At 57.9% G+C, this 12,358-nt stretch carries 11 protein-coding genes; 8 read left to right on the top strand and 3 right to left on the bottom strand.

Features of this window, described 5'->3' with window-relative positions; genetic code table 11:
- Positions 1 to 102: 102 nt before the first annotated feature.
- The 7 genes from FIV05_RS30900 (at position 103) to FIV05_RS30870 (ending at position 6,926) form a co-directional block, all read left to right on the top strand.
- Positions 103 to 1,176, top strand: coding sequence for a substrate-binding domain-containing protein (locus FIV05_RS30900; RefSeq protein WP_152512203.1), 1,074 nt, complete (start codon positions 103 to 105; stop codon positions 1,174 to 1,176).
- A gap of 98 nt (positions 1,177 to 1,274) precedes the next feature.
- Positions 1,275 to 2,768 (top strand): sugar ABC transporter ATP-binding protein, encoded by a 1,494-nt coding sequence (locus tag FIV05_RS30895; RefSeq protein WP_152512204.1) that lies wholly within the window; start codon positions 1,275 to 1,277, stop codon positions 2,766 to 2,768.
- Positions 2,769 to 2,793: 25 nt separating this feature from the next.
- Positions 2,794 to 3,756, top strand: a complete 963-nt coding sequence (locus tag FIV05_RS30890) for an ABC transporter permease (RefSeq protein WP_152512205.1) — start codon at positions 2,794 to 2,796, stop codon at positions 3,754 to 3,756.
- A gap of 2 nt (positions 3,757 to 3,758) precedes the next feature.
- On the top strand, positions 3,759 to 4,715 hold the full coding sequence (locus FIV05_RS30885; RefSeq protein WP_023001496.1) for an ABC transporter permease: 957 nt from the start codon (positions 3,759 to 3,761) through the stop codon (positions 4,713 to 4,715).
- A gap of 29 nt (positions 4,716 to 4,744) precedes the next feature.
- A complete protein-coding gene (locus FIV05_RS30880) occupies positions 4,745 to 5,425 on the top strand; it encodes an SGNH/GDSL hydrolase family protein (RefSeq protein WP_152512206.1) in 681 nt (226 codons plus the stop codon).
- Between the two features lie 352 nt (positions 5,426 to 5,777).
- Positions 5,778 to 6,224 carry a nucleoside diphosphate kinase regulator gene (gene rnk, locus FIV05_RS30875; RefSeq protein ID WP_152512207.1) on the top strand — a complete coding sequence of 149 codons (447 nt, stop codon included), beginning with the start codon at positions 5,778 to 5,780 and terminating at the stop codon, positions 6,222 to 6,224.
- A gap of 183 nt (positions 6,225 to 6,407) precedes the next feature.
- Positions 6,408 to 6,926, top strand: coding sequence for a nucleoside-diphosphate kinase (locus tag FIV05_RS30870; protein WP_152512208.1), 519 nt, complete (start codon positions 6,408 to 6,410; stop codon positions 6,924 to 6,926).
- Positions 6,927 to 6,999: 73 nt separating this feature from the next.
- Here the strand turns inward: FIV05_RS30870 and FIV05_RS30865 are convergent, their stop codons facing one another.
- Together FIV05_RS30865 and FIV05_RS30860 are read right to left on the bottom strand one after the other, a co-directional pair.
- Positions 7,000 to 7,572 carry a carboxymuconolactone decarboxylase family protein gene (locus FIV05_RS30865; protein ID WP_152512209.1) on the bottom strand — a complete coding sequence of 191 codons (573 nt, stop codon included), beginning with the start codon at positions 7,570 to 7,572 and terminating at the stop codon, positions 7,000 to 7,002.
- 69 nt (positions 7,573 to 7,641) lie between these two features.
- A complete protein-coding gene (locus FIV05_RS30860; RefSeq protein WP_152512210.1) occupies positions 7,642 to 8,832 on the bottom strand; it encodes an acetyl-CoA C-acyltransferase in 1,191 nt (396 codons plus the stop codon).
- A gap of 111 nt (positions 8,833 to 8,943) precedes the next feature.
- On the opposite strand from FIV05_RS30860, the gene FIV05_RS30855 reads away from it, so the two are divergent.
- Positions 8,944 to 9,516: a TetR/AcrR family transcriptional regulator gene (locus FIV05_RS30855; RefSeq protein ID WP_152512211.1), complete on the top strand. Its 573-nt coding sequence runs from the start codon at positions 8,944 to 8,946 to the stop codon at positions 9,514 to 9,516.
- 135 nt (positions 9,517 to 9,651) lie between these two features.
- On the opposite strand, the gene FIV05_RS30850 is transcribed toward FIV05_RS30855, so the two are convergent.
- The gene (locus tag FIV05_RS30850; protein ID WP_152512212.1) at positions 9,652 to 10,758 is read right to left on the bottom strand and encodes a glycosyltransferase family 4 protein; all 1,107 of its coding nucleotides are present in this window, start codon (positions 10,756 to 10,758) and stop codon (positions 9,652 to 9,654) included.
- Positions 10,759 to 12,358: the final 1,600 nt, after the last annotated feature.

Raw genomic sequence — 12,358 nt, 5'->3', positions numbered from 1 at the left:
AACGGCTGACCTGTGCGTAGAGGAAGGCTGTTCGCCGAGGTCAGGCGCTCGGCAGTCTTCCTGCAAGCAGATCAAAAGCCTGACCTTGGAGGAGGAATTTCGATGACTTATTTAAAACCTGCCACGCTGGCAGGCTGTCTGGCCGTCACCATCTCGTCATACCCGGCGCTCGCGGAAGACACGTTTCTGATGGATGGCGTTACGGCCAGGGAAGGCGACAATCCGGTCGTCGAAGCGGGAAAATACAAGAAGGATTGCCCCTGGACCATCGGCATGAGCCACTTTGGGGTGAACGCCAATACATGGACCGTTCAGGTGGCACATGAGTCCGAAGCGGCTGCTGCCAAGAACGACTGCATTACCAAGTTCATCCTGCTCGACGCCGGTTTCGACCAGAAAAAGCAGGTGGCCGATATCGAGGATCTGGTTGCACAGAACGTCGATGCGATCATCGTTCAGCCTGTAACGTCAACGTCTGCGGATGCGTCGATCGCCAAGGCCGTGGCAGCCGGCATTCCTGTTGTCCTGCACACCGGCCGTATCGAGAGCGATGCCTATACGACCGAGATCCAGGGCGGCGCCGAACACTTCGGCAAGGTGATGGGCGACTGGCTCGTCAACGAGGTTGGCACCGACGGCAAGATCTGGGTTCTGCGCGGTCTCGCCGGACACCCGGAAGACACCAACCGTTACAACGGCCTGCTGCAGTCTCTTGAAGGCACGAATGTCGAGGTCATCGCCGAAGAACATGGCGACTGGCAGTACGACAAGGCCAAGAACCTGTGTGAGACGCTTTATCTGAACAACCCGTCTGTCGACGGGATCTGGTCTTCCGGTGCCGACATGACCCGTGCCTGTGTTGACGTGTTCAAGCAGTTCGGCGCTGAAATTCCGCCGATTTCCGGCGAAGGCAACAACGGCTTTTTCGGTCAGTGGATCCGGGACGGATTTAAATCCGTGTCTGCGGAATACGCGCCTGCCCAGGGAGCTGCCGGGGTGCGTGCTGCTGTCGCCCTGCTGGAAGGCAAGGAGCTGAAGAAGCACTACGACTACAACCCGGCAGGCTGGGACGTCGACAAGGCCAAGCAATATTACCGCGAGGACCTGTCTGCCAACGTCTGGTGGCCAACCGAGCTGCCGGAGGAAAAGCTGCAGGAGCTCTACGGCAAGAAATAGCCTCCTCCCGAGGCCGGACGGCCAGCCGGTGCTGCAGTTCCGCGCACCGGCTGGTCACCGACAGCAAAGATCCAGAATATGATCCGGGGGAGAAGGCAATGACTTGCCTCGTTGAAATGTCGAACATTTCCAAATCGTTCGGCGGAAGCAAAGCAGTCGACGGTGTGTCACTCAAGCTCATGCCCGGCACGGTCCATGCCCTGATGGGTGAGAACGGTGCCGGCAAGTCGACGCTGATGAAGATCCTGGCCGGTGTCCACCAGCCCGACAGCGGGGAGATCTTCCGCGAGGGGCGGAAAGCTGGTTTCGAGACGCCGAGGGAAGCTCTTGAAGCAGGCATATCGACCGTGTTTCAGGAGCTGTCTCTGCTCGCCAACCTGACGATTGCGGAAAACATGTTCCTTGGCCGCGAGCCGGTAACAGCGTTCGGAACGGTCGACAGGGCAAGGATGCGGCGCGAAACCCGCAAGGCCCTTGCCGCATTGGGGCTGGAGTTGAACCCCGATATTCTGGTTTCCGAGCTGTCGATTGCGGAGCGCCAGTTCGTTGAAATTGCCCATGGCATCAAGGCGGATGCCTCGGTGTTCATTCTGGACGAACCGACAGCCGCGCTGAATGCGGCCGATGTCGAGGTGATGAATGCGCAGATCAGGCGCTTGCGCGATGAAGGCAAGGCGATTGTCTATATTTCGCACCGCATGGACGAGATATTCGGCATCTGCGACACGGTGACGGTTCTCAAGGACGGCAAGCTGGTCGCAACGCGGCCCCTGAGCGGCATGACGCCGGACAGCCTCATTGCCCTGATGGTCGGCCGCGAACTGCAGGACCTCTTTCCCGCACGAGGAAAAGCGTCAACAGAAACCGTCCTCGACCTTGAAGACTTCAGGATCGATCCGGGCAGCACACCGCTGTCCCTTCATGTCAACAAGGGCGAGATCGTCGCCCTCGCTGGACTGGAAGGGCAGGGGCAACAGCAATTGCTGAGATCGCTCGCCGGGCTTTACCCGGCTTCGACAGGCACCGCCTCCATCAAGGGCAAGATCTTGCCGCTCCCCGCGCCGAAAGCATCCGGCATCCGGCAGCTTCAGGCAAGGAAAGTCGGCTTCGTTCCCGAAGACCGGAAGGAAGAGGGTCTCTTCCTGGGACTTTCCATCGCACACAACATTGCCGTCGGTCTGTCTTCCGTGCATGGCGAACTCTCCATCGCGCACGACTATCGCAAGGCGATTTCCGAGACGATGGCCAGCATGAACATCAAGGCGTCCGGCCCATCCGCACCGGTCGGCACGCTTTCGGGTGGCAACCAGCAGAAGGTGCTCCTGGGGCGCTACCTTGCGGCGGGTCTTGATCTGCTGCTCATCGAAGAACCGACCCGGGGTGTCGACATCGGGGCGAAGGCGGAAATCTACAAGCTGTTGCGCAGCTTTGCGGACAAAGGTGGCGCGGTTCTGGTTCTGTCCCGCGAGACAATTGAGCTTATCGGCCTGTGCGACCGCATTTATGTCGTCCATGGCAAGGCCATTGTCGCGGAGCTGCCCGCCGAGACCGCAACGGAGCACCAGATCCTGAACGCTGCCTTGAGCGCCTGACCCTGCCCACAAGATTGAAGTGATCATGACACAAGCATTTCTCGCGAGATTGACGCAGCCGAAAGGCCGGCAGGGTTTGTGGATGCTGCCCTTGCTGATCGCCATCGCCATCAGCGTTTATCTCGGTCTTCGCACCGACCAGTTCCTCGGTTCTGAAAACCTCTTCAACCTGATTGCCCAGGCGATGCCGTTGGTCATCACGGCCATTGGCCAGATGTTTGTGGTGGTGGTGGGCGGCCTCGATCTGTCGGTGGGTTCCCTCATCAGCTTCACGACGGCCATTCTGGCGCTTGATGCGCCGGGCTACGTGACGATACCCGCGGTTTTCCTGTTCGCCGTATTGGTTGGCCTCAGCAACGGCCTTGTGATCACCCGGCTGAATGTCCACCCGATCATCGCAACGCTGGCAATGCAATATGTCATTCTGGGCATCACGCGCATCCTGCGTCCGGTTTCCGGAGGCACCGTGCCCGATATCGTCATCCAGTCGGTCGGCGGCACGTTTCTCGGAGTACCGATGCCGGTGTTCTGGGGTGTCGCGGTGGTTCTGGTGGCCTGGAAGTTGCTGCATGGATCGCGCTTCGGCCTGCATCTGTTTGCGATCGGCGGCGGAGTTGCAAACGGCACGCCGGATGCTGCGCGAAATTTCGGCGTTCCGGATCGTCGAAACATCCTGCTCGCCTATGTCGCCTGTTCGTGTTTTGCGGCCCTTGCCGGTGTCTTCCTGGCCGGCCGGATTGTTTCGGGCGATCCCAATGTCGGTCTCTTGTTCGAACTGGATGCGATTACCGCCGTCGCCGTCGGCGGAACACAGCTCTCCGGCGGTATCGGCAGCCTGCAGGGCACGGTGATCGGGGCACTGGTCCTGGCGCTGCTGTCCAACGGCATGAACCTCACCAACGTGTCGCCCTTCATCCAGACCGCGATCAAGGGCGGTCTCCTGCTCCTGGTCGTAGGGCTCCAGACCCGCAAGAAAATAGGGCTTTGATCATGTCAGCGATCGTGAAGCATCCTTTCCTGCAGCGCCTGCTGCGTGTTCCGCCGGCGTACTACGTGTTCGCCATCCTGCTGATCACGCTCTGGATTGCCAGGCCGCACATGCTCAACGCCAATATCATGGGCATCTTCATTCGCCAGGTGGCGCCGCTCGGCGTGCTGGTTCTGGCTCAGTTGCTGGTGATGCGCGTGAAGAGCATCGACCTTTCCGGCGGTGGCATCATCCTGTTGGTCAACTACTTCATTTCCTCGGGCATCTTTCCCGGGGCGTCGATGCCGTTCTTCATCGGGCTAAGTCTGGCAACCGGCACCGCGATCGGTCTCTTCAACGGCTGGATGATCGGCAAGCGCCGGGTCTCTGCAGTTATCGTCACACTGGCGGTCAGCATCATCCTGGTCGGGTTCGTGCAGTATCTTTCAAGCGGCAAACCACCCGGTGACGTGCCGTCCTACCTGAACGACATCTACAACATCAAATGGGGGCCGGCCCCGGTTCCGGTGCTGTTCTGGTTTGCCCTGACCGTGGTGATGGCGCTCTTTCTCTCAAAGACGGTGTTCGGCAGATATGTCACTTCGGTCGGCGAGAACCCGGAAGCCGCGCATTTTTCAGGGGTACCGGTCGAGCGGACCGTCATTCTCGCCCATACGCTGGCCGGTTTCATCGCAGCAGTAGCAGCCCTGGTGCAAACCGCCTCCATCGCGGTCGGCAGTGTCCGCGTCGGCCTCGATCTGCCGATCCTGGCAGTGGCTGCAACCATTCTCGGCGGGGTCGTCTTCGGCCGGGGTGAAGGCGGTGTCTGGGGCCCGTTCTTCGGGGTCCTGTCCTTCGCCCTCCTGTTCGTGGTGATGACCACTTTCGGCATCGATGACCCGGGCAAGCTCATCGCCCAGGGGCTGATCATCCTGCTCGCCGCCATCTTCTACGGCATCAGAACGTCCAGATCCAATTGAGCCTTTCCGTAAAATTTGAGGAGGAAACAATGGCAAACGAAAAGTCGATACTTTGCTTTGGGGATTCGCTGACCTGGGGCTGGATCCCCGTCGTCGAAGGCGCCCCGACAATGCGCTACCCGTATGAACAGCGCTGGACGGGGGCAATGGCCGCCGAGCTGGGCGAAGGGTACCGGATTATCGAGGAAGGCCTCAGTGCCCGCACGACGAGCGCCGATGATCCCAACGACCCCCGTCTGAACGGTAGCCAGTACCTGCCGTCGGCCCTTGCCAGCCACCTGCCGCTGGATCTGGCGATCATCCTTCTGGGAACCAACGACACCAAGCCGTTCTTCAACCGCACTCCCTATGACATTGCCTACGGCATGTCGAAGCTGGTTGGGCAGGTGCTGACATGTGGTGGCGGCATTGGCACGCCTTATCCGGCGCCAAAGTGCCTTGTCGTCGCACCGCCGCCCCTGACGCCTATGCCGCATCCCTATTTCCAGGGCATGTTTGGCGGGGGCCACGAAAAGTCGGCGGCGCTGGCCGAGCAATACCGGAACATGGCCGATTTCATGAAGGTCGATTTCCTCAGCGCGGCTGACCACATCACCACTGACGGCTGCGACGGCATTCATTTCACGGCCCAGAACAACATCGACCTGGGCAAGGCCATTGCCGGTAAGGTTCGTGAGATCCTGGACCGGCAGCAGGCCGAAGCGGCTTGATACTCCTGGTTCAGACCTGACAACTCTCCTTGCCGCCCGCCAGTGTAGCCAAAGCATTTGCGGGCGGCTTGACTTTGCATGAAATTCTTCGCAACTATCCCGTCATGAACAAAGCCGCCGCGACCAGCTACAAACGAGATTTCAGAGCTATCCCCAAAGCGGGAGAGTAGCCCCCGGCTCGGCTGTCATGCGCCCCGAGCCTCGGGGTAAACACTTGAGATGATGCAACAGGAACCGGTCCTGCCGGTTGAAATCATCGAAGCGCACAAATCACCACATCTTGAGACTTAACTCCGCCGTCCGGACGTGTTCCGTCCATTGGTGCCTGAAGGCACCCGGCAAGGGGGACTTTATGCGCGAACCGACTGATTTTGCTTCGAAGCCTGACATCGTTATCGGCACGACCGACTATGAACGACTGGAAAGCCTCGCTTCCTCGTTTGAAACACGATTGCCAAGTGTCACGGAGGATCTCCTGGCCGAATTGAGCCGGGCCAGACTCGTCCCTGATGGGGCGTTGCCTGCCGATAGTGTGAGAATGGGTTCCGTCGTCCGGTTCCGTACCGACGATACGGACGAAAAGATCCTGCAACTGGTCTTTCCGGGCGACGCGGATATCGCAAACGGCAGGATTTCCATCCTGACACCCATCGGCACCGCCCTCATTGGCCTTTCCGCGGGCCAGTCGATCGCTTGGTGTGCAAACGACGGACGTCGGCATCGCCTAACCGTCGTGTCGGTCAGCCAGCCGCCGCTCGTCGGTGGAGGTCCGGAGTTGCAGAGCCCGGATCGCGGCTAGTCATGACTTCCGGCTCGCCGTTTCACAAACCCCGTTTCCTGGATCATGCAGGCAGTCTTCTCGCAGGAACTTAGCCCCTGCCGGTCTCTCGCACCCGAGATGGCCGGACAGGGGGAACAGTCTTGAAGCTGAAATCAGTTCCAACACCGGCCTTTGCCAAAGCGGGGCCGAAGGAGACACCGCATGCGCGAACCAAAGCAGTTTATCTTCACCAACAAGGACTACGCGACTTTGACCAGAATGGTGTCGCAATGCCCGCGAACCAATACGCCGTTTGTTTCCCTGCTGCGCCGGAAATTGGCGCAAGCCCACGTAGTGCCCTCATCGGAGATCCCGGTGAACGTCGTCACCATGAACAGCCGCGTGACCTTCCAGGTGGACGATCATGCACCCGACACAAGGGTGGTCATTCCCGATGAAGCCGACAGTCTTGTCGGCCTCACCTTGCCGATCACGACGACAACGGGAATGGCCCTGCTTGGCATGTCGGAAAAGCAGAGCATTGAGCTAACGGGCCTTGGTCGTCAGAGCAGGACACTCACGGTGATCGGGGTTGCCTACCAACCAGAAGCCATGGGTGGTGTTCGCATGGACGTACCGCAAGGCCCGTTATCCGGCAGACGGCAAGGCAGGCCATTTCTGCATCTTGTTCACAGCTCGGATGACGACGCAGAGGGCAATCTCGTTCACTTGCACCGGTAAAAATGCACGATCGACTGTCGCCCGGCGCCATATGCCGGGCGACAGCGAGGAGTTGGTTTTGCTCGTCGCCTTCTCAGCTGACGAGCTCTGCTGCCGGCGTGCGTTGCCAGGTGAATTGCTCGAAATACGGCTCGATCGGCGTATCGGCCAGCTTGTTGGTGTAATTGCTCATCACCTTCTGCGAGATGGCAAGCACGACTTCGAGTACCTGCCGGCTGGTAAAACCGGCAGCCAGAAACGCCTCCACCTGCTTGTCGCCGGCCGATCCGCGCTCGCGAACCATCTGCAGCGTGAACCGGCGAAGCGCTTCAAGCCTGGGTGTTGGCAATGACGTTTCGTTGCGCAAGGCGTCCGAGACCGCATCATCAACGCCCATTCGCTTTGCGATGCCGGTGTGGGAGGGGACGCAGTAGTGGCAATCGTGCTCGACGTTTATCGACTGCCAGACAACAGTCTTTTCCTCGTCCGTGAAGCTGCTTTCCAGAAAAAGGCGATGAAGAACCAGATACCCTTCCAGCAAGCCCGGCGCTTCCGCCATGACCGCATGGAGGTTGGGCACGACCCCGAAGGCGGCCTTTGTTTGTTCGAGCAAGGGTTTGCTGCGATCCGGCGCCGATTGTGCCGTGTGGATTTCAAATTCGATCATGACGATTGTCTCTTGTCAGTTTGAAAGCGGGGGAATGCGCTGCCGTTAGTCCTGCGCGCTTAAAAGTGTTCAGGCGGAGAGTTCGATGGCCAGCGCGGTGGCTTCGCCGCCGCCGATGCACAGCGCTGCAACGCCGCGCTGGGCTCCACGTGCTTTCAAGGCATGAATGAGTGTGACAACCAGACGGGCACCGGTCGCGCCGATCGGGTGGCCGAGCGCGCAGGCGCCGCCGTTGACGTTCAGTTTCTCGCGCGGAATGCCGATGTCATGTGCGGCAGCCATTGCGACCACCGCGAAGGCTTCGTTGATCTCCCAGAGGTCGACGTCATCGGCAGACCAGCCGGTGCGATCCAGAAGTTTGAGGATCGCCGGGATCGGCGCGGTCGTGTACCAGGCCGGGTCCTGCGAATGGGTCGCGTGGCCACGCACGATTGCTAATACCGGCAGTCCGTTGGCTTGCGCATAGCTCTTGCGGGTCAGAACCAGGGCCGCGGCACCGTCCGCATTGGCCGAGGCACTGGCAGCTGTGATGGTGCCGTTTTCAGAAAAGGCCGGGCGAAGCCTCGGGATTTTTTCCGGATCGACCCGTCCCGGGATTTCATCGTCCTCGATAGTGACCGTGCTTTTGCGGCCTGCAACCTCAAGAGGGACGATTTCATCCCGGAAGGCACCACCGGTCACCGCCTTTTGCGCACGGACGAGCGTTTCCTGGGCAAAGGCGTCCTGGTCGGCGCGAGTGAAACCGTATTTTTCCGCAGCTGCTTCTCCGAAAGACCCCATCGGGCGGCCGGCCTCATAGGCATCCTCCAGGCCGTCGCGCATCATGTGGTCAAGTACCTCGCTACTACCGAACTTTCGACCCGCGCGCATTTGCGGCAACAGGAATGGCGCGTTCGACATCGATTCCATGCCACCTGCAACGACGATGTCTGCCGACCGGGAAGTCAGGAGATCGTGTGCAAGCATGATGGCCTTCATGCCGGAGCCGCAAACCTTGTTGAGTGTGGTTGCACCCGTGTGGTCGGAAAGACCGGCTGCACGGGCCGCCTGCCGGGCCGGAGCCTGTCCTTGACCAGCAGGAAGAACGCAGCCCATCAGAACTTCACTGATCGAGTCTCGCCCAGCTCCCGCATCCTCAAGCGCTGCTCCAATCGCTGTCGCGGCGAGCTTCGGAGCTGCTACGGGGCTCAAGGCCCCCATGAAAGCACCTAGCGGTGTGCGTCTGGCGGCGCAGATAACGATCGGATCGGGCTCGCTCATGGGTATCTCCTGGTTGGTTACCAGAATTAGATTATGATCATAATTGATAAAATCAAGAATAGATTTGGATCGTAATCCGAATTACGATTCCAACAGCCAACGGAGGTAGGAATGCGTGTCAGCAGGGAAACGGCAGCAAGAAACCGCGAGAACGTCGTGAAAACCGCGAGCAAACAGTTTCGGGAACACGGCTACGACGGGATCGGTATCGCAGGATTGATGAAAGCTGCCGGGCTGACTCAGGGCGGGTTCTACAAGCAATTTGCCGACAAGGACGCCATTATCACCGAAGCAACGCAGCAGGCGCTGGACGAAAATCTCGTTGCCTGGCAATCCGTTGTTGAAGGACACCGGGACGACCCTTTGAACGCTCTACGACGCTGGTATCTATCCCGGGAACATGTCGACAGACGTGACGCAGGCTGCGCTTATGCCGCGTTGGCGGCCGAAGCCCCGCGTCACGGCAAGGATCTCCAGGATGCATTTTGTGAAGCCGTTGAGAAATCCATCACTCTGCTGACCGACACCCGCGCCGAAAGTGCCCAGACCCGCTGCGAGGCAATTCGGCTGATCACCGGCATGGTCGGGGCACTTGTCCTGTCACGGGCTGTCGGGGAGGGGGCGTTAAGCCAGGAAGTTCTCGATTGTGCGATTTTGGAACCAGCGCCTGGACGCGCCAAATAGGCAATGCCCCGGCTTCTCATGCGCCTTTTCACCGTTGTGGTGCATTGATCCTGTTTTGCGCTCAAGGGCGATACGGCAATAAGGTGAAACCGGAAATCGGCATACACGGCCGTTTTGGTACCGTTGAACCCCATGTCAAGCATCGGCAAAAACGGTCAATGGAGGACGGCCTGCGGCTTGAGAAATTGTCTCGTCCCATTTGGCCAGGACGGTTGCCGTGGAAAAGCGGTCCAGCGAAGGTGGGCCGGCCTCGCAAAAAGATCCACGCAGCTCTGGGTCGGTAAGGACCCGAGTGATCGCTGAAGCAAGTGCCTCCTTGCTGCCCATCGGCACGAGCAGACCTGTGGTTCCGTCCTGCACGATCTCGCTGGGTCCCCACGGGCAGTCGACGGACACAACGGCCATCCCGCTCGACATCGCCTCGAGGACGACATTCGCAAAACCTTCGAAGCGCGAACTCAGGGCAAATACGTCGCCGGGCGATACCCATTCGCCAGGAACTTGCGTGACACCCGAAAGACGGACGACTTCCTGCAGCCCGAGGTCGGAAATCTGCTTTTCGAGTGCGGACCGCTCCGGCCCTTCGCCATAGATCGTCAACACCGCATCTGGGACGCGCTCCACAACCTGGGCAAAGCTGGCGATGAGGATATCAAAGCCTTTCTGCCGATCGAGCCGTCCTACCGCGACCACTCTGCGGCCCGCATCGGGCCGCGGCATGGCGCGCGGCAGCGGCGTGACCGGATTTGGAATAACGATGGTTTTCTTGCGAACGCGGGCGGGTTGTCTTGCGCGCGCGCGCTCCGTCATGACGACGAGACTGGTCGCTGCAAAGGCCGCCATCGGCCGAGACCAGCGCCAGAAGCGGCTCATTTGCTGAACATCAAAATTGTTGCGTTCGGATATGATCGTTGGCGTTCCGGTACCTGCGGTCGCAAGAACGGTGATGACGTTTATCTTGGTCAGGAAGGAGACGACCATATCCGGTCTGATCCTTGCAAAGCGCCTGCGCAGATCCTTTACCCGTTGCATGGTGACAAAATGCCGGGAGTAATTACCGGTGCGGCTTAGCCCTTCGACCTGAATTCTGGAGTCATAGGAAAAATAGGAGGTGGAATCGGTCGCATTCAGGGCGATCACATGTACATCGTCGCCAGCGGCAAGGCGGTGGTGCGCCAGCAGGTTGACGACTTTTTCAGCGCCGCCTGCTCCGAGGCCCGCAAGAACAAACACAACACGCATTACGGGTCCTTTCTCGCTGCTGGGCTGGTGAAGCCTTTCGGTGCCGGATGCCTGTTAGTCTCTGATAGTTCAATTTGGGCCCGGTCTTCAGCAATCATCACTTGATGCTCGTCGGCGATGACCATACGGGTAAGCTTTGGCGTCATTGTAACGCTTCCCTTCGGATCGTCTTTTAGTGATGATTTGAAGAATGGAAGACCGTAATGCAGGTCCTGTTTTGCCTGACGGGACTTTGGATCTCGGAAGTCGCTCCATGCCTCCGCGCGCGCTCACACATGACGGCGATACCCCAGTGAATGCCGTTGCCGAGGGTCAGTTCCGACGCGGAGACATCGAACCGGGATATTTCGAGTTTGGCATCCGCTGCGCGTTTGGTATGTGCCCTTCCAGTCGTCCGCGTAATTCTGGCTTGACGTCTTAAAGGGAACGCTTCAGCGGATAATTGGTCGATAAAGTTACTATGTAGCTTGCCCATGTCACCCCACCATATTCAATTGGAAACGAAATTTATTCTTGTAGGAACTATCTATGGCTATAGATTTACAGGACGTATTACGCTGAAGGTGGATTTCGTTTGCCCTTAACGCGCTGTAAGAAGAATATCCACCAAGAAATACACTGTAAAAAATATAGCGCTGCCACCAACCGCATGGTTGGCATTCTTTATCAATCAGGAAGCAACTTGTTTTGGGATCTTTTTGTGTTGCTTAAGCTTTGTTATTTTCTAAATTGAAATAGAACCTTCCGTGTTCATGTCGTTTGCATTTAGGAATATTTCCAAAATCAAACTGCAATAGCTGGTATTCCAAACGTGGTCTTGCGCATGTTTCTACGAGCACTCTTCATGCTCGCAGATCGGACGATGCCGCTTCCCTCACCGTGCTGTCAGGTTGCCCAACCCACTACCTGAACTTGCCGCACAGGAGCGAAGAAATAAATTATAATCAGCCATCAGCCCTATATTAACAAATAATACACCATTAACGCTGCGCAGGGAAAGCTTTGAATGTCGAAAGTTTTTCAGAGAGGCCTGAGACCTTTTAATTGCAAAGTTCGTCAATGTGATTGATCTTCAAGAAGGCAATAATATTTAGTTGGTTAATGCGAAGCTTTCAGTAATTCAAGAATAATTCTTGATGTGAGTTGGATGAAGAAAATAATTTACATCAGATATCACAATACCTAGGTCAATTTATCGAGACGCTAGACTTTGTCAGGCTTGTGAAACAAGACACGTACTGAATAGTCACGTCTCAGAGTGTTCCGGAAAATGTATTCGCAACTCGTTCGTCGAGTACAGGCAAAGCGGCAAGGACCGGCCTTTTATCGAAACGTCACAGCAGTCAGCTGACACTCCGTTCGGCACGAAATTGCATCCAAGGTTTGCGTTTCAACCTGTCGGACATACCTTCGGAGTGGGCACAGGAAGAAGCCTTCGAGGTACTGCCTTTTTGAATTCTTCGAGATGAGAAGACCTTTGGGGGGAACCTTTCAGGCGTTTCTTGCTCCAGCGCATCGGATCTTGTGTAGCGTTATGAGCACCAAGGGTTTGTATTGGCAGAGGCGGACATGGACGTTGACAAGGTGAGGAATTAATATA

The sequence above is a fragment of the Labrenzia sp. THAF191a genome, assembly GCF_009363335.1.
Lineage (GTDB): Bacteria > Pseudomonadota > Alphaproteobacteria > Rhizobiales > Stappiaceae > Roseibium > Roseibium algicola.
This window is presented reverse-complemented; position numbering and strand designations above follow the sequence as displayed.